This window comes from Sphingopyxis sp. UBA6723 (assembly GCF_002454115.1).
Lineage (GTDB): Bacteria > Pseudomonadota > Alphaproteobacteria > Sphingomonadales > Sphingomonadaceae > Sphingopyxis.
Map to the genome: position 1 here is coordinate 407020 of NZ_DKIH01000009.1, position 22267 is coordinate 429286.

18 protein-coding genes and 1 tRNA gene are annotated in these 22267 nt (G+C 60.6%); 9 read left to right on the top strand and 10 right to left on the bottom strand.

The genetic code is table 11. The features are described from left to right. Positions 1 to 5 precede the first annotated feature (5 nt). The gene (locus tag B4F07_RS08000; RefSeq protein WP_293698489.1) at positions 6 to 839 is read left to right on the top strand and encodes an FAS1-like dehydratase domain-containing protein; all 834 of its coding nucleotides are present in this window, start codon (positions 6 to 8) and stop codon (positions 837 to 839) included. Positions 840 to 860: 21 nt separating this feature from the next. On the opposite strand, the gene B4F07_RS08005 is transcribed toward B4F07_RS08000, so the two are convergent. The 4 genes from B4F07_RS08005 to B4F07_RS08020 all read right to left on the bottom strand — a co-directional run bounded on the left by B4F07_RS08005 (position 861) and on the right by B4F07_RS08020 (position 6227). After that, entirely contained in the window at positions 861 to 1805 is a 945-nt protein-coding gene (locus B4F07_RS08005; RefSeq protein WP_293698492.1) for a tetratricopeptide repeat protein, read from the bottom strand. After that, positions 1802 to 2812: a dipeptidase gene (locus tag B4F07_RS08010; RefSeq protein WP_293698753.1), complete on the bottom strand. Its 1011-nt coding sequence runs from the start codon at positions 2810 to 2812 to the stop codon at positions 1802 to 1804. The genes B4F07_RS08005 and B4F07_RS08010 overlap by 4 nt, the downstream gene beginning before the upstream one ends. Before the next feature lie 155 nt (positions 2813 to 2967). Continuing rightward, entirely contained in the window at positions 2968 to 3591 is a 624-nt protein-coding gene (locus tag B4F07_RS08015) for a helix-turn-helix domain-containing protein (protein WP_088442311.1), read from the bottom strand. 194 nt (positions 3592 to 3785) lie between these two features. After that, a complete protein-coding gene (locus B4F07_RS08020) occupies positions 3786 to 6227 on the bottom strand; it encodes a TonB-dependent receptor plug domain-containing protein (RefSeq protein WP_293698498.1) in 2442 nt (813 codons plus the stop codon). Between the two features lie 177 nt (positions 6228 to 6404). On the opposite strand from B4F07_RS08020, the gene B4F07_RS08025 reads away from it, so the two are divergent. From B4F07_RS08025 to B4F07_RS08045, 5 genes are all read left to right on the top strand, one after another. Further along, positions 6405 to 7754 carry a metal-dependent hydrolase family protein gene (locus tag B4F07_RS08025; protein ID WP_293698500.1) on the top strand — a complete coding sequence of 450 codons (1350 nt, stop codon included), beginning with the start codon at positions 6405 to 6407 and terminating at the stop codon, positions 7752 to 7754. A gap of 48 nt (positions 7755 to 7802) precedes the next feature. Continuing rightward, positions 7803 to 9377, top strand: coding sequence for an aldehyde dehydrogenase family protein (locus tag B4F07_RS08030; RefSeq protein WP_293698502.1), 1575 nt, complete (start codon positions 7803 to 7805; stop codon positions 9375 to 9377). Positions 9378 to 9414: 37 nt separating this feature from the next. Continuing rightward, positions 9415 to 10407 carry a tetratricopeptide repeat protein gene (locus tag B4F07_RS08035; protein WP_293698504.1) on the top strand — a complete coding sequence of 331 codons (993 nt, stop codon included), beginning with the start codon at positions 9415 to 9417 and terminating at the stop codon, positions 10405 to 10407. A 189-nt stretch (positions 10408 to 10596) separates the two neighbouring features. Then, positions 10597 to 11376, top strand: coding sequence for a hypothetical protein (locus B4F07_RS08040; protein WP_293698507.1), 780 nt, complete (start codon positions 10597 to 10599; stop codon positions 11374 to 11376). Between the two features lie 506 nt (positions 11377 to 11882). After that, positions 11883 to 14063: a hypothetical protein gene (locus B4F07_RS08045; protein ID WP_293698509.1), complete on the top strand. Its 2181-nt coding sequence runs from the start codon at positions 11883 to 11885 to the stop codon at positions 14061 to 14063. 322 nt (positions 14064 to 14385) lie between these two features. On the opposite strand, the gene B4F07_RS08050 is transcribed toward B4F07_RS08045, so the two are convergent. Both B4F07_RS08050 and B4F07_RS08055 read right to left on the bottom strand, forming a co-directional pair. Next, the gene (locus B4F07_RS08050) at positions 14386 to 14679 is read right to left on the bottom strand and encodes a hypothetical protein (protein WP_293698511.1); all 294 of its coding nucleotides are present in this window, start codon (positions 14677 to 14679) and stop codon (positions 14386 to 14388) included. Positions 14680 to 14945: 266 nt separating this feature from the next. Continuing rightward, positions 14946 to 15036, bottom strand: a tRNA-Thr gene (locus tag B4F07_RS08055). Between B4F07_RS08055 and B4F07_RS08060 the strand changes: the two genes are divergently transcribed. Continuing rightward, positions 14992 to 15354, top strand: coding sequence for a hypothetical protein (locus tag B4F07_RS08060; protein ID WP_293704702.1), 363 nt, complete (start codon positions 14992 to 14994; stop codon positions 15352 to 15354). The two genes, B4F07_RS08055 and B4F07_RS08060, sit on opposite strands and share 45 nt — an antisense overlap. Positions 15355 to 16087: 733 nt before the next feature. Here B4F07_RS08060 and B4F07_RS08065 read toward each other — a convergent pair. Beyond that, positions 16088 to 17401 carry a site-specific DNA-methyltransferase gene (locus B4F07_RS08065; RefSeq protein WP_293698514.1) on the bottom strand — a complete coding sequence of 438 codons (1314 nt, stop codon included), beginning with the start codon at positions 17399 to 17401 and terminating at the stop codon, positions 16088 to 16090. Between the two features lie 93 nt (positions 17402 to 17494). Between B4F07_RS08065 and B4F07_RS08070 the strand changes: the two genes are divergently transcribed. Both B4F07_RS08070 and B4F07_RS08075 read left to right on the top strand, forming a co-directional pair. After that, the gene (locus B4F07_RS08070; protein ID WP_293698517.1) at positions 17495 to 18403 is read left to right on the top strand and encodes a DNA adenine methylase; all 909 of its coding nucleotides are present in this window, start codon (positions 17495 to 17497) and stop codon (positions 18401 to 18403) included. Continuing rightward, positions 18400 to 19614: an HNH endonuclease gene (locus tag B4F07_RS08075; protein ID WP_293698519.1), complete on the top strand. Its 1215-nt coding sequence runs from the start codon at positions 18400 to 18402 to the stop codon at positions 19612 to 19614. Before B4F07_RS08070 ends, B4F07_RS08075 begins: the two co-directional genes overlap by 4 nt. A gap of 42 nt (positions 19615 to 19656) precedes the next feature. Here B4F07_RS08075 and B4F07_RS08080 read toward each other — a convergent pair whose 3' ends face one another. The 3 genes from B4F07_RS08080 to B4F07_RS08090 form a co-directional block, all read right to left on the bottom strand. Next, positions 19657 to 20505 (bottom strand): hypothetical protein, encoded by an 849-nt coding sequence (locus B4F07_RS08080; protein ID WP_293698522.1) that lies wholly within the window; start codon positions 20503 to 20505, stop codon positions 19657 to 19659. An 87-nt stretch (positions 20506 to 20592) separates the two neighbouring features. Next, positions 20593 to 21093: a hypothetical protein gene (locus B4F07_RS08085; RefSeq protein WP_293698525.1), complete on the bottom strand. Its 501-nt coding sequence runs from the start codon at positions 21091 to 21093 to the stop codon at positions 20593 to 20595. Between the two features lie 272 nt (positions 21094 to 21365). Beyond that, entirely contained in the window at positions 21366 to 22247 is an 882-nt protein-coding gene (locus tag B4F07_RS08090; protein ID WP_293698528.1) for a 3'-5' exonuclease, read from the bottom strand. Between the last annotated feature and the right edge of the window lie 20 nt (positions 22248 to 22267).

The window sequence follows — 22267 nt, forward strand, 5'->3', positions numbered from 1 at the left end:
CCGCAATGGAGGATTATTCGGACTGGATCGGGCGGAGCGAAACGCGGCACGACGTTGCGACCGCAGCGCCGCTCGTCGGCCTCGCCGCGCTGCTCGACCATGACGCGGCGCCGCCCGCGACCGTGCCGCCGCTCGGCCACTGGCTCTATTTCCTGCCCGATGCGCGCCAGTCGGCGATCGGCGCGGACGGCCACCCGCGCCGCGACGAAACAGGCCTGCTGCCCCCCGTTCCCCTGCCCCGCCGGATGTGGGCCGGTGGTCGCGTCGAATTCCTCGCCCCGATCGCGGTCGGCGCCGTGCTGACCCGCGTCACAACGATCGCGGCGATCCGCGCCAAGCGTGGCGCCAGCGGCGACTTGGTGTTCATAACCTTGCAGCACGACATTGCCGCCGACGGCATCCCGGCGATCCGTGAGGAGCAGGATCTGGTGTATCGTGCACCCGCGGCTGGTTCAACCACTGCGAATCCCGTCAAGCCGGTGGAACCCGAACCCGCCGACGCGGTCCACCGCGTCACCGCCGACCCCGTCCTGCTGTTCCGCTATTCAGCGCTGACCTTCAACGCCCACCGCATCCATTACGACCGCGACTATGCGCGCGATGTCGAAGGCTATGCCGGGCTTGTGGTCCATGGCCCGCTGATCGCCACGCTGCTGATCGATCATGCCCGGCGCGAGATGCCCGGCCTGGCGCCCGCACGCTTCAGCTTCCGCGCTGAAGCGCCGCTGATCGACGGCGCGCCCTTCGACCTCTGCCTCTCGCGCGATGGCAGCGGCGCTCGCTTGTGGGCTCGCGACGCAACGGGCCGGACAACGATGCGTGCCGACGTGCAGGGCTAGCTACCGGGATCGCACGGCGCCCTATCGCCGCGGCGCCCGATCCGGCGCTGCCAGCTCGGCTTCGGACGGCCAGTGACCCTGCGCATTTTCCGCAATGATCTCGCCCAGCAGCGCCTTGGCGCCCGCTTCGTCGCCTGCAAAGCGGCGCTCCATCGCGATCGCGAACTTGATCGTGCTGTCCTTGGTCGCTCCGACATCGGCGGGCTTCAGTCGTCCCTGCATGATCTGGACCGCTTGGTAATAGATGTCGTTCTCGATCAGTTTCAGCCCCGGCTCGATCGCGTCGATCGCGGCGCGCGCCTTGGCATGTTCGCCCATCTTGCGATAGGCGATATAGGTCCAATAGGCGGTCGGCACGCGCATATCGTCGCGCGCAAAATCGGCCGCCAGCGCGAGCGATTTCGCCATGCCATCGACGACGGTCTGATAGTCACCGGTCGCGAAGCTGGTCTGCGCGTGATAATAAACGATATTGCCGCGATAGGTGCTGATCGTCAGCCCGATCGGATTGGGCAGCCCGTCGGGTTCGAAGCTGTCGGGGGTGTCGCCCATCAGCGCCAGCGCCTTGCTATAGTCCGCCAGCGCCGCGTCGAACTGCCGCGCGCGGGTCAGGTCGCGGGCGCGAAAGCGGTAGAGCTTGTAGCTGTTCGGAAACGCCTTCAGCCCCTCGGTGAACGCATCGACCGAATCGCAAATCCGCCCGGCATAATCGAGACGGCGCCCCAGCCAGATGTACGAATCCTCGCGGTCGGGCGCGATCCGCAGCGCGGCGCGCGCGATTTCGATATCCTGATCGAGCCGCTTTTGCGTCGCCTCCGAGAATTTCGGCAACGTCAGCGGCGTGCCGATCAGGCTGGTTGTGCATTGCCCGGCATCGGTGGCGGGCTGCGCCGCCACCGATGCCGGAGTCACCGACATCAGGAGTGCCAGCGCAGTCGCCGCGCTGCCCATCAGCCGCACGCTCATCCAACGACATCCTGATAGATGCGGCGGACGTTGGTCCCCATGATTTTTTCGACGTCGCTGGAGGCATAACCGAGTTTGCGCACCCCGTCCCACACCACTTCCATCCGGCGCGGGCCGTTGAGTTCGTCGATGAACAGCGGCCAGTCGTCGGCGTTGAAATTGGCGCCCTCTTCGCGCTTCAGCTCGGCGATATACGCGTCGGTCATTTCGACGACGCGGTGATCGCGGTCGCTGCCGATCGCGACATGATCGGCGCCCGCGACCTTCACCGCATGGTCGATATGGCGGAAATAATCGGCGAGCGCGCCTTGGCGCTTCGTCGTCAGGAACGGCCGCATCTGGCAAATCCCGACCACCCCGCCCTTCTGCGCGAGCAGCCGCAGATTGTCGTCGGTGGTGTTGCGGACATTCTTGTGCATCGCCATGCACGCGGTGTGCGAGATGATCACCGGATCCGCCGACGCGTTGATCGTGTCGGTCATCGTCTGCATATTCGCATGCGACAGGTCGATCAGCATCCCGACCTTGTTCATCCGTGCCACGACCTCGCGGCCGAAATGGGTCAAGCCATTGGCGCCCAATTCCTTGCACCCGGCGCCCGCCCAATTCTGGTCGTTGTAGGTGATCTGCGACGAGCGGACGCCCAGCTTGTAGAACAGGTCGATATTGTCGAGGTCGCGCCCGAACTGGGTCGTGTTCTGGAACAGATAATAGATCGCGATCTGGCCATTCCGGCGCGCGACGTCGATGTCGCTGGTGCGCGTCGCCTTCAGGAACAGCGCCGGATTGGCGGCGATATGCGCGTCATGGTCGAGCACCGCCTGGATCGCGTCCTCATAGGCGTGCGCTTCGTAAGTCTTGGGGTCGCACAAGGTCACCGTGATCGCGTCGAGTCCGCTGTCGCGCATCTGGCCGACCAGCGCCGCATCATATTCGAACCTGACTTCGCCCATCGCGTCAAAGGTCAGCGGGCGCGCGGTCTGCTTCGCCGCCAAAGCGGGTGCCATTGCCACGGCGGCTGACAGTGCCGCCCCCGAAAGCACAAATTGCCGTCTATCCACCGCCTCGACTCCCAATATGTTCTATTGGAAATTTATAGCCGATACGAAAATTATTGCAAGTGATGCGAAAGCCGGATCCCGGCTCACGACATCCGGCGCGATCAGCCGGTGTTGACCCACAGCACGACGGCGTCCTGTTCGCTCGTCGAATAGGCGGCGTGCTGCATGCTGCTGTCGATATAGACGCTGTCGCCGACGCCCAGGATCGCGGGCTCATAATGCTCGGTCTGGAAACAGATCTCGCCCTCGAGCACGTACAGAAACTCTTCGCCGCTGTGCTGCGACCAGGTCTTGAAATCCTCAAGGCTGCGCGCCTTGATCGTGGTGACGAACGGCAGGATCTTCTTGTGCTTCAGCTCGACCGCGATCAGGCGGTGGTTATAGACCGGCGTCTCCATCGGTCGCCCCGCCCCCGCCAGCGTGATGCTGCGCCGTCCGGCGGCGTCCTGTCCGGTATTGCTGGCGAACAGTTCGGTAATGTCGATATCGAACCCCAGCGCCAGTTTCTGCACCACGTCAAAAGTCGGGGACATCTGGTCATTTTCGATCTTCGACAGCGTCGATGCGGCCAGCGAGGTCAGGCGCCCTGCATCCTCCAGCGTCATCCCGCGCTCGCGGCGCAGCTGGTGGAGTCGCCGCCCCAGATGAAACCCTTCGGTTCGGGGCCGTTTCGACTGACGAACGGCGCCCAGAATTTCCGGCTCATCTGCTGTTCTGGGGGGCATATATCGGCGGTCCTTACCTTGGCCAAACAGTGCAAGATCGACGGGCTCGGGATTGGCTTTGGAGGGCCAGCCCCCCTGCCCGTATCACAATCCTATAATGCACAAATTTCCGATAGGCTACGGCGCTGACATTTCGCCCATGTCAGCGCCGCATGTGCCCACCGGAACAGTCTGTGCCTCGCGGATTGCGGGGATCAGAACTTATATTTGGCGTTCAGATAATAGAAGCCGCCGGCAACCCCGAACACGCTGTGGTTGTCGTAGATCAGGCCTGCGCGGGCGCGGGCGGGGCCGCGGCCCGGCGGGAAGATGTTGAAGATGTTGCGTGCGCCAACGCTCAGCTCGACATCCTGAATTCCGGTATAGGAGACTTCGGCGTCGAACAGCGTCACCGCTTTGCGCGGCAGGAAGGTCGCTCCGTCCAGGCGGCGCCAGGCGCCATAATGGATCGCACGGCCCATCAGCGCGAAGTCGCCAACCTTGGTCGTTGCCGAGAAGTTCCCGCGCCAGCGCGGCGTGCCACGTTCGAATTCGGTGACGATCGCCGGGCTGAACCCCGGAGGCGGCGCGCCGCGCAGATGCTGTTCGTTATAGTTCAGCGCCAGGCTGAAGTCGGTCGACGCATTGTCCGACCATTCTTGGCGATAGGTGCTGACCAGATCGAAACCGCGCACGCGGGTGTTCATTTCGTTCTGGAAATAACGCACCTGCTGAATGTCCGCGCCATTGGGGAAGTTGATCGCGGCCAATGCCGCACGCTCGGCGGCGGTCGTGTTCCGCGACGGGGTCAGCAGCAGCCGGTCATCGACGTCGATCTGATAGAAATCGAGCGTGGTCAGAAAGCCGTCCAGACCGGTGAACACGACACCCGCCGACATGTTGAACGACGTTTCCGGCGTCAACGCGTCCGAACCAAAGACCTGCGCCGCGGGCGAACCCGGAACCAGCACGGCGTCGAGGATGAAACCGCCGATGCCGTCGAGCTGCGAGGTCAGGCTGGTGCCAAACACCTGTCCAGCCGCCGGGGCACGGAAACCGGTGCTGACCGAACCGCGCAACGCAAAAGCATCGCTCAGCTCGAAACGGGTGGCCGCCTTATAGCTGAAGTTGGTGCCGAACTGGTCATAATCTTCGTACCGACCGGCGACAGACAGGTTCCACCAGGGGGTGATGTCGGCGTCGACTTCGGCGAACACTGCATAGCTGTTCGAATCGAAGCTACCGGCAAATTCGGGCGAGAAGCCCTGGAAGCCGTTCGAACCGGCGGGCAGGTCGCGCAGCGGCCCGGTCAGATAGCTGGCGAGATCGCCTTCCCCGATGACATAGGTTTCCTTGCGATGGCTGGCGCCCGCGAACAGCAAGATATTGTCATTGAGCTCATAGGAAATTTCACCGTCGAACTGGATTTCGCGCTGGGTCAGCGACCCCGGCTTGAACGACGTCGGCGAATTGACCCCCATCGACGCGTTGATCGTGCCGGTGATCGTATAGTCGACGGTGTTGGTGCCATAGCGTGCCGACAAATCCCAGGTCAGCGGGCCGTCCTGATCGCGCAGGCCGACCAGGGCGCTGAAATCTTCCAGATGGCCTCGGAATTCGGGGGTAAAGCCACCGGGATAGACGCGGGTCAGATCAAACAGCTGCGGGTGTGCCGGGCTGAGGTCGAAGGCCGAATTGGCATAGGTGCCATGGCCGCTCAGCCCGCCCGCGGCGAACGGCTGACGCAGGCCAAAGGTCACCGAGCTTTTGCCGGTCATATAATTGCCGAAGGTGTAAAGCTCCAGCGCGTCGCTGAGCTCGATGCCCGCATTCCACACCGACTTAAACGCCATGTAGCGCGGATCGAGATTGCCTTCGGGATGTTCCGGAACCCCTGGTACGCCCGCGGCCCGCAGCGCAACCGCGCCCGCATGGCTGGCTTTGCGCGCATAGGCCTTGGCCTGGTCGGTATATTGGGCCGCCAGGTTAAAATAGGCATTGTCGCCAACCGGCACCGCGATGTGGCCTTGAATGTCATAGGTGCGGCCGCCGCTGCTGAAATACTCACCAACCTGCCCGATGATCGAGCCGCCGCTTTTCTGCTTCTTCAGCTCCATGTTGATCACGCCGGCGATCGCGTCCGAACCATATTGGGCCGATGCGCCGTCGCGCAGCACTTCGACGCTCGACAGCGCGATCGGCGGAATCACGTTGAAATCCTGCCCCTGCGAGCCCGAGGTCGACGCGTGGCCGGTGCCGATTTGGACGATCGAGGCGCGGTGACGGCGCTTGCCGTTCATCAGCAGCAGGACGTGGTCGGCCGGCGAACCGCGCAGCGTGACCGGGCGGACGAACGACGAACCGTCATTGCCCTGCAGACGCTGGGCGTTGAACGCGGGCACCAGCGTGCGCAGCGCGTCGTTCACGTCGGTGTAGCCGGTGGTGGTGATGCTTTCGGGTGAAATAACGTCGATGGCGACTGAGCTGTCGGTAATCGAGCGATCCTTGCGGCGCGTCCCGATGACGACGATATCGCTGCCGCCCTCATCGGTGTCCGCGCCTTCGGCTTCGGGCGGCGGCGTCTGCGCCTGGGCAACCGGTGCCATCGCGAATGCAAGCGCCGACGACAACAGCAGACGTGAAACGAACTTCGACATTATTTCCCTCCTTGGTAACCCATTATCGACCCTGAAAACCGCAAATTTCCGGGCCTCGTCTTATTCTTGTAATTTTTCCTATCATAAAATTTATTGCTCCGCCAGCAAAATGTTCCTATGTGGTGGCTCAAGGGCTGCCGCTGATCGCACTGGCCCGATCGCCGGGGAGCCCTTTACGTGATCGACATCGCCAACCCGTCCGCACGCGACCGGCCGACGCGCCGCCTTGGCGCCGTGTCGGCATCGGCGATCGCCCTGCTGTCTGCCGCAGCCGCCGCAGCGCAGCCAGCCGCTGCCGGACAAGACCTTGTGATCCATGCAGGCGCCGTGATCGCGGTTCCTGGCGAGCGCGCGCTCGGCCCAACGACGATCGTTGTTCGCAAGGACAAAATTGCCCAGCTTGTGCCGGGCTATGTCAATGTCGGCGATGCGCCGGTGCTCGACCTGAAGGACCGGACGGTTCTCCCCGGCCTGATCGACACCCACGTCCATTTCAGCTTTTCGCCCGCGACGCGCAACTGGTCGGCGGCGATCGACACACCCGAAGACGTTGCGCTATTTTCCTTTTCCAATGCGAAAAAGACGTTGGAAGCGGGTTTCACGACGATTCGCGATGTCGGGTCCGACGGCTACGCGATCCACGCGCTGCGCGATGCGATCAACGACGGGACGGTCACCGGCCCACGGATCTTTCTGTCGGGCACCTCGCTGTCGATCGTCGGCGGCCATGGCGACATGTCGGGGCTCAACCGCAAGACGACCGAGGCGCTGTTTCCCTACGACTATACCGGCGCCTGCACCGGCGCGGTCGAATGCGCGCTGCGCGTCCGCGAAGCCGCGAAATATGGCGCCGACCTGATCAAGATCACCTCGACCGGCGGCATCATGTCGCAGCAGGCGCGCGGGCTGGGTCAGCATCTCAGCGACGACGAACTAAGCTCGATCGTCACCACTGCGCACAGTCTGGGGCTGAAGGTCGCCGCCCACGCCCACGGCGCGCAGGGCGTCACCGCGTCGGTGCTCGCCGGGGTCGATTCGATCGAGCATGGCACCTATCTCGACGCCGACACGGCGAAGATGATGGCGGCGCGCGGTACTTGGCTGGTGCCGACGCTCGGCCTGCTCGATTCGCACGACAGTGCCGACACCGCGCGCATCACCCCCGCGGTGCAGGCGAAAATGGCCGAAGCGCGCAAGGTGTCAGGCGACAACATCCGCCTCGCAGTACGCTATAAGGTCAATATCGCTTTCGGCACCGACGCGGGAGTTTCACCGCATGGCGAAAACGCGCGGCAGTTTCGCAAGATGGTCGAACAGGGGCCGATGACCCCGATGGCGGCGCTGCGCTCGGCCACCGTGGATGCCGCGGCATTGCTCGGACAGTCCGAGAATATCGGCACGATCGCACCGGGCAAATTTGCCGACATGATTGCGGTCGCGGGAGATCCCTATCGCGACATCACCGTGCTGGAGAAGGTCGCCGTCGTCATCAAGGGCGGCCAGATTGTCGCGCGGAATACCGACTGACCAATACAAAACCCACAAACCACCAAATCCCTGGCAGAAAAGAACCTTATGAACGCTCCCGAAACTATTGCGAAAATCCCGTCGACCGCTTGGCCCGCCTCCCCGCTCGCCCAGCAGGCCGCGTCAACCTTTGGTCTGCTCGGCCTGTCGCTTGGCGATCGCCTTGGATCCGACCTGACGGTCTTTTCCCCGATCGACGGATCGCAGCTCGCCGCGCTGCGCATGGATACCCCCGGCGACGTCGACGCGATGGTCGCGAACGCCCGCGCCGCCTTTGCCGCGTGGAGCCAGGTTCCTGCCCCGCATCGCGGCGAGCTGGTCCGTCGCTATGGCGCACTGGTACGCGAGCATAAGGAGTCGCTGTCGCTGCTGCTGTCGATCGAGAATGGCAAGATCCTGACCGAAGCGCGCGGCGAAGTGCAGGAAGTCATCGACATCTGCGAATATGCCGTCGGTCTGTCGCGCCAGCTGTTCGGGCTGACCATCGCGTCCGAACGGCCCGAGCATCGCCTGACCGAATATTGGCATCCGATGGGCGTGCTCGGGCTGATCTCGGCGTTCAATTTCCCTGCCGCGGTGTGGGCGTGGGGGACAACGGTGGCGCTGGTGTGCGGCGACAGCGCGATCTGGAAACCGTCGGAAAAAACGCCGCTCACCGCGCTCGCCTTTGCCGGGCTGCTGGCGAAAGCGGCGGACGATTATGATCTGGCGCCCGAACATCTAGTGCAGGTTGCGATCGGCGATGCGCGCTGCGGCACCGCGCTCGCCGATCACCCTGATGTCGCGATCATCAGCGCGACGGGCAGCGTGCGGATGGGACAGGATGTCGCCGTGCGCCTCGCCAAGCGCTTCGCCCGTCCGGTCCTCGAACTCGGCGGCAACAACGCCGCGATCATCGCGCCGAGCGCCGACCTCGACCTCGCGCTGCGCGGCGCCGTGTTCGCCGCGACCGGCACCTGCGGTCAGCGCTGCACCACCTTGCGCCGCCTCATCGTCCACAACAGCATCCGCGACGCCTTTGTTCAGCGCCTGATCGCGACCTTTGCCAGCCTGCGCATCGGTTCGCCACTCGAAGACGCCACGCACGTTGGGCCGCTAATCGATCAGGCCGCCTTCGACGGCATGCAGCGCGCGCTCGAACAGGCGCGGCGCGAGGGCGGCACCGTTCATGGCGGCGAGCGCCTCGATCTCGCGGGCGCTAACGACGGCTATTATGTCCGTCCGGCGATCGTCGAAATGCCGCAGCAAAGCGCGATCGTGCGCGAAGAAACCTTCGCGCCGATCCTCTATGTCATGGGCTATGACAGCCTCGACGAAGCGATCACGCTGCAAAACGGCGTGTCGCAAGGCCTGTCGTCGAGCATCTTCACCAACGATGTGCGCGAGGCCGAGCGCTTCCAGTCGGCGCAGGGCAGCGACTGCGGCATCGTAAACGTCAACATCGGGACCAGCGGCGCCGAAATCGGCGGCGCTTTCGGGGGCGAAAAGGTTACCGGCGGCGGGCGCGTGTCGGGCTCCGACAGCTGGAAAAATTACATGCGCCGCGCCACCGCGACGGTGAATTATTCGGCGTCGCTGCCGCTGGCGCAGGGCGTGAAGTTCGACCTCGACATCGATCCGTGAAACTACGCACAAGAAACAAAATCCAAGGAGAGTGAATATGATCCCCCGCACCCTGAAACTCTTGGCGTCGGCAAGCCTGCTGATGCTGGCAACGCCGTCGCTCGCCATCGCCCAGGAAGGCAGCTTCCAGGGCACCTCGTTGCTCGGCCAGCGAATGGTGACCAACCCCGACCGCAACGTCGGCGTCGCCGCCGTCGCGACGCTCGAACGCGCCGCCAAGGATGCCAAGGCGGCGTTCGAAAGCAACATGACCGTCGACACTGCGACCTGGTACGGCCGCATCCTGTTCTATCAGGGCTATGTCAGGGAATCGGCGGCGGTCTATGAAACCGCGCTCAAACGCTTTCCCAATTCGGGCAAGCTGATGCGCCACCTCGCGCACCGTCACTTCTCGCTCCGCCAGTTCGACAAATCGGTCGAGGTCGGCCTGAAGGCGGCGAAGATTTATGAGGGCCAGCCGCTCGAACGCGAAAAGCCCGGCCCCGACTATTTCCCCGGCACCCCGGATGTCGTGCAATATTATCTCTATTACCACCTCGGCCAGGCCTATTTCGCCAAGCACGACTATGACAATGCCGCCAAATGGTTTGCCAAGTCGGCCGAATCCGCCGCGTTCAACCATGACGTCGAAGCACGCACCGCGAACAGCTATTGGGAATATCTGTCGCTCGCGCGCGGCGGAAATATGCGCGCGGCGCAGAAGGTGCTCGACGATTATGACCTGACGCTGTTCGAAGTGCAGCCCGACGGCAGCCCCGACACCTATTTCGACGGCCTCCAGCTGTTCAAGGGGCATCGCTCGCCCAAATCCTTCTTCAGCGCCGAAGACACCGGCCGCGCCTTTGCGACCGCCGACGGCGTCGCCGCATCGACCGCCTACAGCCTCGCCAATTATTACATCCTGATGGGCGAGGCCGAAAAGGCGAAACCTTGGCTCCAGCGGTCGATCAACGTCGACAGCTGGAGCTATTTTGCCCGGGTTCAGGCCGAGGCCGACTGGTTGCTGCTGTTTCCCGGTCAGCAACCCTGACGCGCCAAGCCCCCAAGAGCGGCCGTTCGCGCGCGCAGTCCCTGGCGCGCGCGAACGGCCGCCAACAGGGCTTTTCCCTGTGGCAAAATCGGTCAATGGCTGGCGCGCCCTTGTCAAAGGCGCCGCGCGTCCCTATTCCGCGCGGATCAAGCCCCGGGCCTCTCGACCAGCGGACGCCGCCACCAAAGATTGCTTCAGCTGAGCCCTGTTCCCGCCACGCCCTACGTCGAACAACTCAGCATCGGGGCCGGGCGTCGCACGCTTGCGATTGTCCTGGCGCTACTGATCACCGCCGTCCTGCTTCTCTTGCTGCTCTCCTTTGGCTTGGCTGGGCAGCCTGACAGCCGGGCGGAACCGGTCAGCGTGGTGCGCCTCAATGCCTCGGAAATTGCGGAGGAAGCGCCCGAACCGAGCCGCTCCGAGCGCGAACAGACAGCGGCGCAGCCGACGTCGCCGCAGCCCGCGCCCGTTGAAGCCCCGCCACCCGTACCGGCCCAGCCGCTGCCCCCGCCAGCCGCCGCGCCCAAGGTTGCGCCCCCCTTGCCAATGCCAAGCGAACAGCCGCCGACACCCCGCAATGCTATGCGGCCGCCTGGCGGCGCGGTTTATGGACCACCCAACACGGCGAGTTCGTCCACATCGCGCGACACCGAACGGGTGGGAACGGCGCCCAATGGCGAGCCGCTTTATGCGGCGGCCTGGTATCGCGAGCCGCGAGACGATGAATTGCGCGGCTATTTGTCCACCGCGAGCGGCCCGGGCTGGGGCCTGATTGCGTGCCGCACGGCGCCCGATTACCGGGTCGAGGATTGCGTAGCGCTCGACGAATATCCGAATGGATCGCAGATCAATCGCGCGGTCCTGGCCGCGGCATGGCAGTTCCGGGTGCGGCCTCCCCGGCTGGGCGGGCGGCTGATGGTGGGCAGTTGGGTCCGGATCCGGATCGATTACGGTGTCGGTCGGCGTTGACGTGTCACGCGAAACGCCGGGCACAGACCTTCGCAGCGTAGCATGGCCACAAAGCGCCCTGCATTTTGTGCCGGTTTTATTGCAGCAAAGCCACGGAGATCGGGAAGGCCGGGGGAAATCCGCGGAATTTCATGACGCGCCGCGAACGGGTAAACAACCAGACAAGCCAGCGAAATCTTGGAAAAGATGGTGCACCCGACATGAAAGCGATGGGCACTCAGATCGTTGGGAAATCCTCGTTGCGAGAGCGGCGTGATGGCTGCTTCTCGCGCCAGCATTGGTCATTGAAGCAGTCCCCCCCGACTGCTTGGAAGCAGACATCGCTGCACGCCTGCTCGGGCCGACATTTACGTCACCAATACATTTGCTGTCGAGACATGATTTTGGCGGGACGCTCCGTAAGCAGGCTCCGGGCTGACCCCGCTACTCTTAGATCAGGTGGTCATTTCAAGCGGTGACAGCGTCTATCCGGGCACTTACATCAGAATCTAGAAGGTGGGGTATTGATGACGGCTGTTGCGAGGAAAACACGGGACGCGAGCGCGGTTCTCAACGCGGTTTCGACCGAGGCATTGCAGGCATTTTTCGACGCCAAAGAGCAATTCTTCTATTACCGGCAGTTCAATAATCCGTCGCGTCGCCGCGATTTCGCGGCTTCGTTCATTGGCTCAGTAGAGCACTTTTTGCTGGTCTCGTCCGGTGCGCTAGAGGCGATTTTTGAGCTGCACGTCCGGCCTCGCGCGAAGCCTTCCAGCGCCGGCTCGCCGCTCGCTGCTCTTCAGAGCGAGTGGAGCCGATTCTCAGAGTTTTTCGATGCTACCGCCATGACGGATTTGGTCACGGCGAAAAGCGCGTATCGTCGTGCCGCTCGAATCTTGCATCCGGACACGGGTGGTAACGCGGCGGACATGATTGCCCTCAACGCGGCGTTCGCTCAACTCCTCGACATTTTGATGCTCCGCGAAGCTGAAGCCGCGCTGCAACCTAACGTCAGCACCGACCGCACTTGGAACGATGGCACGCGCGGTGGCTCAAGTTTCGCCTGCGGATTTGTTAGCCCGGGCTTCTGGCCCGGGTCGATCCTTCAATATCCCCGCTCGGCGCAAGAGTTCGAGATCTTACTACGAAGCGAGGCATTGCTGGCAGCAATCGACATATTCGATGAGGACCGCCACGCAGAGCTCGCACTAGGACTACGGTTCAATCCGGCTTGGGTAGTCGAAGGCGATCCGAGCTGGGAGGCTTTCGACAAAGCGGGAGCGTGCGAACGGCTTGCCGACATTGTTCGGATCGCGATCGAAGCCACGCGAGTGGCGGACCTAACTTATGGCCTCCCGGGTCTTCGCGAGGTCGGCGAAATGTGGTTGCAGGCAGCAATCGGCGGCTGGATCAAGCACGGTCGCATATCAGCCCGCGAGAGCGCTTCGCAGAAAAAAGTGCAGGAGCGCGAGGAGAAGGCGATCGCCGCAGGTCGATATCCGTTCGTCGATGAGTGGAGAGAAAAGCAGCTGCGCGCGCTCTCCGAACGGCTCGACCATCCCGGCAGCCGAGCGGATAACCGTTTTCAACTAAACCACTTCCTTCAAGCGGAAAATGCATTCCGACGCGGGCTGGTCACCACAGCCCGCTACAAGACGACAATGGAGCGGCTCGAAGGCAAACAGGACGCCTTGGCGGTTGCGGGTGCGGCCGTAACGGACCTTTCGACCGGCCCCGGTTTCATGGCGCTCGAACATGATCCCATCGAAGCGGAAAAAGCCGTGTCCGTTCGCTTCGTGCCGGAAATCATCGCCGGTTCTGCTTTTGGAAACTGGAAGCTGAATTCCACACAGGCCTGTCGCGCGTATGGCGAGGCCTATTACCGATCCGATAAGGTCGAGGGAAAGCTAAAGTTTGTTCGGCAGCGACTGTGGATTCTGCTCAGCTCACTCGTCGCTAATCCCGAGCGCTGGGATACCGAGCGGATCGGAGCCGCAGTACATGAAGTCGAATTGTTGGCAAAGGCGGCGCGCGCGGGCCGCGAGGGGCAAGCGGGCGACCATGCCGCCGATCTGCACGACTTTCTCACGACTTTGGCGACCGAGGCCGCGGCGGAACGCGAGAATAGGCTGGAAATCCTCGGTCGGCTCGCCCGTGAGGACTTTCGTGATTCCTTACCAGAGGGAATTGAGCCGGTCCTTGATAATGCTCAACCTCGGGGCCTCAGCAGCGAATGGTCCCCACTCACCCATGTGATACCGTCACCGGACTATTATAGAGCGGCGATGCTACCGTTGAATGAACTCGAGAAGCTCTGCGCGGGCAAAGTCTGGTCAGACCCAGAGTGGGAAGCACAGCAGGACGGCGTCAGCTACTATTACGACCACATGCAGAAACTCTCCGAACGCATGTTCAAGGCGGTTGATATCGAGCCTGCGGAAAAGAAGATCGTCAAACTTGCGCCCCTGATCCGTCAGGCGATCGACCAAGGCGTGCCCTTGAACGCTGCCGGGGAATGGCAGCTGGGTTATTATATGGACAAGTTGACCGGCGCGATGGTGCGGGCGCGGCAGTTCGCCGAAGCAGCCGTCGCCTTGGAGGAGTATTTCGTTCTTCCCGAGGCCTATCGCCGCCGGTCTGCTGCGTCTGTGGACAAGACCTTGCGGGCCCGGCTTACTCGTTGTCAGCGCGACGCCACTCGCTGCTGACAGGCCCTCGCCGCTACCGTCATATTCTGGCTCCGATCAATGAGTCCTGATCCTAGCAGCGGCAGCAAGACAAGCAGGTTCACCAATGTTGCGCCGACTCAACCGAGCGCCATGCGCACAAGCGCGACTAGGCCGGCGCGGCAGCCTCCGCGGGCACGTCGCCGATTCCAAAATACGCCAGCGTCTCACGCAGCAGCGGTTCGAAGTTCGCAAGGTAGTTCGACACTGGTCGTCCTGCTGACGGCAAATACGCTCCGCTGTCGAAATCTTATGCTCGGCCATGAAATCATGAGTTATAAGATACGCCCAGTCGGGTTGCAGTTCATCCTCGGGAGTCGACCTGAGCGCCCATTACACATCTTTCGATCATTGGAAGCGAGATGTTTCGACGCGGGAAGCCAAGCCCTTTGTAGTCAGGCGGATAGGTCTGACCTGGTGGGATCGCTGCAAAAAGCCTTTTGCCCTTTTCTTTCAGGCGAGCTTTGAAGAATTTTGCTGTCGCCACTTGATCGGAATCCGCTGAAAGCAAGAATGCGCCGTCGTAAACGTCGTCCTCTCCGTCGCAGATGACAGACAGGGCGACGTTAATGTCGGATTGCTTTTCAGAATATGCCATCCTTTTCAGCTTGCTGAATGAAAGGTTCTAAGTCGCCGGACGCAAGCGCGCTCGCTGGGGAAATACGTTCCATGAACTTCCCTATAGACGAGAATCGTCGATTTTGCTAGGAAGCAATGGACCGACGGCATTAACCGCCGGTCCACGCTTCTAGCCTATATTAAGCTGGTCGAGTGCCACACGACGAACCTCCTTTCACGCCTAGAAGGGAACATCGTCATCGAAGTCGTCCCAACCGCGAGACGGGACTTCTTCAACGACAGAAGCGGGCGGGGTGGAACTCGAACCCACATTCTCCCCATTACGAAAAGGGTGCTGTTCGGTTTTTCCAGGACCTTCCAGTTCAGCTACCCGCCCAACTCTAGAAGAGGCTCCCGCGCGATCAGCGTTGGGGGCCTCTCCCTTATCCAGACTATCAATATCATCGACGTCAGCGTTTTCAGTGACAGGACGCCAATAGCGCCCTTCATTGTTTTCAAGCTCGCCGCGCTTCGCCATTCGCCAAAGTTGCGTCCGCACCAAGTCGTCGCCCAAATCGTGGCCACCGGCGCGCAATTTCTCTATAATATCCTTGGGCGGCAAGGCCCTTTCAGGGCCTACGCCTACGAAGCCGTAAATCAGCTGGCCATTGTCGCTAGCGCCGCCGCCGCTGACTGGCTTCCCTGCTTGATTTGAAAAACGCTCGATCACGCGGATCGCAGTTTCGATTTCGTCACGCTCGCGCTTGGCGGCGTCGGCTTGTGCGAACAGGCGCTGAACCTTGGCTTCCACCTTTTCGAGCGCGAATCGCAGACTGGCGAGTTGATCCATGATTTGCACCCTACGCTCTTTCACCTTTCATGGCAAGTGAATGAAAGGTGAAAGATGATTGCGAGCGTATGCGTCACAATTCGCGTTGACTTTTTCATCGGGCGCGGCGAGTATGCCTGCGACGGTCCGCCGTTCTTTTCCTGAAATACCCCTTGGCGCCTGTGGCGCGGGGCGCATGGGGTGTCCCGGAGCCCGGGGCTTAAACCCCGGACCCACAGGAGAAGTGCGATGAGAAAGTCGTGCGTGTGGCCGAAAGCCGTGTCAGTCATTGACTACTGGCGCTTTCGGTTCGGTCGGTGGGAGCATATTTGCTCTCACTGCCGGTCTTATCCGACCCGCTGAACCCGGGATGGATAACTAGAGACCACCTCGCGGCGGGCCGTCACCATCCTACACCCCCCGATTCTTGACCTCAAGTCAAATTCGCAACTATTGCGATTTGGCCCTAACGTGGGTCAAGGGGATAAACGGGTGCCGCATTGGTCGCCATAGAGCTTCACAAGCTGCGCATAACCAACGTCAGCGCCGAACGCTCCTCGAATGCTGCAATGGCAATGACAGATCGGCGCGAAAGCACCGGAGAATTTGCGCACGCTTCCTAACTAGCTACCAGCAGCGCTTCGCAATCATTGAATTGTTCGTGCAGCGCCTTCACGCGGGAAAGCTCCTTCTTCGAAAGCGGCTCTCCAAAAGAAGGGGGCGCATATGCAATTTCGAAGCTTCCGCCTCCCTTCCAGTTTGTCACGCCCGAGACGCCGGCTGTATCCGCTCCATTTATGACGGCGTGCAGCCTCGGCAGCGTAAAATCATAGACGGTTTGGACATTTCGTTCGACCAGCAACCAGCGCCTTCGCATCTTGTGCGCTACTGCGGCAGTCGTTCCGCTCCCTCCGAACAAGTCGACAATTAACTCACCCGGCTTGCTAGCGATGTGAATGATACGTTCGAGCAGCTCCTCCGGTTTTGGCGTGTCGAACACCTGCTTATCAGGGAAAAGCGTCATCAGATGGCGCTTTGCATTGTCATTTGTACCTGTTTCAGATGTGCCCCAAACTGTGAAAGGGACTAGACCTCGGAGCTGTTCGCTGAACAATTTTATTCTCGGTGAGCCGCTACCGTTCTTCGGAAACCAGATTCGATCGTCCGCAAGCAAATTGAGATAGGTCGCTTCAGTCGCATACCAAGACCGCCCTCTCGGCGGCTTCAAAACTTTGCCCGAGGGGGTTGTTATCGGGTATTGTTGCGCGGCTCTAAAGCCAGGCGCAGTAAACGGGGCGTCGGACCAAGGACCTCGTGGATCATTGTCCTTGTTGTCTAAATGAGCGGTGCCTTGCGCCAATAGGTTGCGGGAAACCTTCCACTTCCGTGGGCCGCTGGGCGCATAAACAAGGATCGTATCGTGATTATTTGAAAATGCGGCCCTGGAATCGCGAGTATCCTTCTTCTGCCAAATGACAGAGGAAACAAACGCTTGTTCTCCAAAAACCTCGTCCATAACCAAGCGGGCACGATGAACTTCGCTGTCATCCAAATGCACCCAAACGCTAGCATCTGCCGACAGATGAGGCCGCAACGCAACTAGGCGGTCTCGTAGCATACTCAACCACATGGAACGGTCCATGGCATCGTTATAGCAATGGACATCCGCGCTCGTATTGAAAGGTGGGTCAATATAAACGAGCCGAACCTTGTCGGCGAGCGTATCGGAAGTTCCGTCCAAGGCTAAAAGGGCATCAATTCCGTCGCCGACAACAAGGGTGTTTGAGCGGCGGCTAGGCAACTGCTGAGAAAGCCCCATTAGTCCCGCACTTTTCAGCTCACCATCGTTTGGGCCAACCCACGTGTATGCAAGCGCCCCAGCCGCCCTTAGCGTGAGATCCTTGTTATCCCAATGCAACCTAATATCAGACATTTGAACCTTGCCCTCACAGCGCACGCTTGAACATTTGGCGCATCCGCCGCAGTGACAGACCGCGCCATCAACCGAATATGAGCCTAAAGCCCCATGAGCATAAACTCTAGCGATTTCCTGACAACCGATGCCGCGACGGAAGAGGTTTCCAATGCCGTGAAGAAGCCCTTCATCCGGTGGGCGGGAGGAAAATCCAGGCTTCTGCCGAAAATTTTTCCGCACGTCCCAGCCGAAATCCAAAATTACTATGAGCCATTCCTGGGCGGGGGAGCCGTCTTTCTCGCCTGTCGGCACAGAATAAGCGGGCAAGCCAACCTAGCCGACCTGAATGACCACCTGATATCGGCGTGGCTCGCTATTCGCGATCAGCCGAACAAGCTTAGGCCCCTGCTGGACCGATTTTTCGAAAATGACAGCAAGGACTTTTACTACAAGGTCCGAGCCGAGAATCCGAAGGATGCGGTGGAGAAGGCTGCTCGTTTTCTCTATTTGAACGGAGTCTCTTGGAACCACTTATGGCGGGAAAATTCTAAGACTGGCGCAATGAATGTCCCTTGGGGTGACCGAAAATTCAAAGGGTTCAGCGCTTCTGATCTCTCCGAAATATCCGCGATCCTGAAGGGTGTCACGATAACGAACAGCGATTTTCGCGACGTCCTGACGTCTGCGCAAGCTGGCGATTTCGTTTATCTCGACCCACCATATCTTCCTATATTTTCCTGGCCGGGGCTCGAGAAAGAACCAACAGCAAAGTTCAATAAATATACCGCAAAGACATTTGAACTTCCGGACCTCGTTGAACTAGCAGAACTCTGCACAGCAATGAGTCATAGAGGTGTCAATTGGGTTATGTCGAACCGCGACACTCCTATTGTGCGTAAATTATTTGCACGATACAAAATCATTAGGTTTACTACTCATAGAGCACTTGCAGCACAAAGTCGCCGAGAGGTTGAGGCACATAAGTCACCTGAGGCGATAATCGTTGGGGGCGAACAATGACGAATGCACAAGCTGTTGAATGGATACTCGTCATACGCTATGGAAAATCTGCACATAGGGCAACTTATGGCCGACTTAGCAGTAGCAATAAATACACGAAGGACTATATTCAGCTTTACAGGACGCAGAGCTTTTTCGGCGACCTGAGTGCCGCATTTCCTTCTCTTGCCGATAATGGCTCCCTCAACCTCACATACCGCTGGCCGTCAGGCTCAGCCGACGGAAAGCTGCTCGAGAGGTCGGCAGATCGGCCCCACTTGGCTTGGGAAACTAATCGGGCACCTGCTCCGTGGCGAATGATACCCAATCCCAGTGAATCTTCGGCGGCAACGATCAGAGGGAATCCGTCGCACAATAATGAAGCCGATGCCGACGCGGAGTTCCACAGCTTACTTTCTTCTGGTTTCGGCCAACCCTTTCTTATTGCGACCAAGGTTCGCGGCGACGGTGATGTGCTTCACCTCCGTGTGTTGATCGAAAACCCGGAACCTGCCTTCGCTTGGGCAGCCCTGGAGGATGCGCCGGTCACAATTCAAGAATTGGCCGCCGACACCTCCGAGCAAAATGCGCTGGCATGGAAGCTTTTCACTGAAAACGGTGAACAAGCTTTATATTTCAATACAAGCAGCAAGATTTCTCCTTGGCACGATAAGCCGATAACAGCCCTAAAACATATTGAAGGCGAACCCGAACTTCCAGATGGCGACTCCTACCTCCAAAACTCCATCGTCGATAGTGATGTAACAGCCGAATCTTTGAAGAAATCCGATACAGAAGTAGCGATTTTTGAGATCCTCCTTAATAATGGAAACTATGAAGTTCCAGACTCAACTGCCACAGTAAAGACAAGGGGAAGCGCACAGAGAGCTTTTGCAAATGCAGTTAAAGAAAATTATCATTGGAAGTGTGCGCTGACTGGAATAACGTCAAAAGAGTTCCTCATTGCTTCGCATATAGTGCCTTGGAGTGTCGATGATAAAATTCGCCTCGACCCTTCGAATGGAATTTGTTTTTCTGTTTTCGCTGATCGTGCATTTGAATATTCATATTTGATCATTCAGGATGATTCTGTGGTGCGAGTTAATTGGGAAAAGATCGGCGACGATTCAGTGCTTGGGGAGCAACTTGCGGCGTTCGATGGCGCGATGCTGAACGCTCCGAAAAGCCACCCCCCAAAGCCCGAATACCTCAACCGCAGGAGAAGCCTTTAGGTTCATGAGACCTGAGCGAGACCCTCTCGAAGGTGCTTTGACCTAGGCCGCCAAAACCCGGTGGACCGCTTCCAACAGAAACCGTTCTCGTCGCGCCTGCAGTTCATTGATGTAGCCCCGCCCCTCGCGTAGTTCGATTATCCGCCGAAGCAGTCGATCCGTCGCGACGTCGATATCGGCACGCCCGTCGTGGCACCGCCGCCAGCGTGCAAGCAGCCAGGCGACGCCGATCGTATCGCTTTCGCAGGCTTCCTGCACTGCATCCCACGCGCCCGCGTAGATGAGCCCCGTGACTGCGAACGCCGGTGCGGTCATCTTCGCCGGGATATCGAGCGCAGCCAACACCTCGGCCAGATGAATCGGCTTCATCTTGAACCCGCCGGTCACGATGCGAGCGAAGTCGAGGTGGCGAGCCGGATCGTTGCCGCCGAAAGATAGCCAGCGCCAGCCACGGGGAAGGGTCAGGCCGTGCTTGTAGGCCGCCATCATGATCAATGGAATGTCGTGCACCATCCCCGCCCACGTCACGAGCTCGGCGTCTGGCCAGGTCTGCAGCAGCTGGAACAGGCCGGCCACGATCGCCCGCTCGTCATGGTCCGGCTGGCTCAACGTCACGAACTGCGCGATGTCCAGATTACCGTCGGCATGCTCGGTCAGCACCATGATAGACGCGGTGACAATGGTCTGAAACACCCAGCGCGGACAGGTCAGCGGATCTTCGCTGCGCGTATAACCGCGGCGCGCGGGCTGGTTGTTGTCGTTACCGGGGCTATACCGCTCCGTGGCCTGGTAACGGCGATGGCCGCTTTCATCGATGACGGCGGACTCGACGTCGAGCACGATATAGGAGCGCGGTCGGCGTTCAACGCCGATACGGGGTTCGTATTTCATAGATATTTCCTTTGGAATGGGCGGCAGGCTCGGCCTGCCGCGGTGTTCAGTGGTTTTGAGAATGATGGGTGCCGGCACCGGCCCCGATTATTTGTCGCTGGAGCGCGGCTGAGACATGTGCGTCTTGATACGCGTGCGCGTCTCGGCGGCGACGCGTTCGATGCGGGCCAGGGCTCGACAATGTCCGCCCGCGAGGTCGGAGGGCGCTCCCGCCAGACAGTCGAATGCGCCCTCGCTGCCCAGCCGGATCGTAACTTTCCCGCATTCCGACACGAGGATGACCGGCGCATTGCTGTCACCCGACCAGGGTCGGCATCGAAAGATGTGGATCAAATGCTGGTTGCGCATAACTGCCAGATACTCACGCGACCCGGACATGCCGGTGTGGGCCTGACCTTCATAAATGATGTCCTGGTCCCGCTCCATCGCGCGGAGAACCAGTTCGCGCACGATGCCGCCGTCGATCGCGCCACCGGTGGCGAATTCGATTGACGGGGTAAGCTTGTGGTCTGCCGGAAAGCCCATTTCGTGGCGCAGAGCCCAGGCGTGTTTCTGGTGCTGCAGCGCCTGCATCGTCGTGTCGTTCATGCTATCTTCCTTACTCTTGGGTGACGGCCGCTTTGGCCGGAGCCTTTTTCCGCTCTCTCACGGTGCTCAATTCCGCCGCATCGGCGGTGGCTTGCGCCTGCCGGCGCCATTCAATGGCCGGAGGCCGTCGATTTACCGGATCTTGAAAATTGGAGGCTAAGCCGATCTCTGAAGGCAGAGATTGCGACCTCACCTTCACGCGAAGCGTCGCGGCATAACGACGCTCGCTGGCCTCGCTGCTCGCGCGACCAGAGCAGCGAGGCCCTCTCGCTCTATCGATAACGTGTGTTCCAGCTGAGCTGGTTCACGCGCGGTGTTGCGCGGAGCTCGGCATCGCGCGCGAGCCATAAGGCCTCGGCCTCGTGCGCCGATTCGGCGATCTCGCGCCACCAGACCTTCTCGCGCGCATCCCAGCGATAGCCGCGCGCCTTGAGGAGATGGCGTTTGTCGAACGGCGCGCCCGTTGCCTCGATCCGCAACGACGGCTGCGCGGCCAGCGTAACCAGCCCCGCCATCAGCGACCGCACGCCGTCCGGACGATGGGTCAGCAAATGGGCGAGACTGATCACATCGGCGTCCGCCCGATGCCCGGTGGTGAAGTAGCCAATCTGCATCAGGAGGTGACCGAGTTTGGCGCCATCGAACCCATGCGCCGACCATTCGATTTCGCGCATCGAACAGGCCCAGGCATGCCCCTTGATCCCGGGCAAAAGGCGTTCAACAATTGGAGCGTCGTAGGCAGAATTGTGCGCGACAATCAGGTCAGAGCCGCCGAGCAGCGCTTCCCAGCGCGGCACGTTCAGGCCCCTCCCCGCCACGTCGTCGTCCGATATTCCGGTCAGTCGCTGCACCTCGACCGGGATTGGAATGCCGGGATCGCGCAAGCCGCGACGAGTTTCTTCGACAGCACGGATTTCTCCGGCGTCGTCGACCAGCACGACCGCGGCGGCGATTTCGATGACCTCGGCGGTCTGGACATCGACCGACGTTGTTTCCGTATCGACGATGGCAATGCGCCGTGTCGGCCCGATTGGCGGTCCGTCGTTCACAAGTTCGGAAATCGGCCGCACGCAGCGGAGGATGCGGACATCCTCGCGCGACGCGCAGAGACGTAGCGCCGCCTCGAACGAGGCGGCGTCGTTATGGATGGTCATGATTTGCTCCTGTTTGCTTA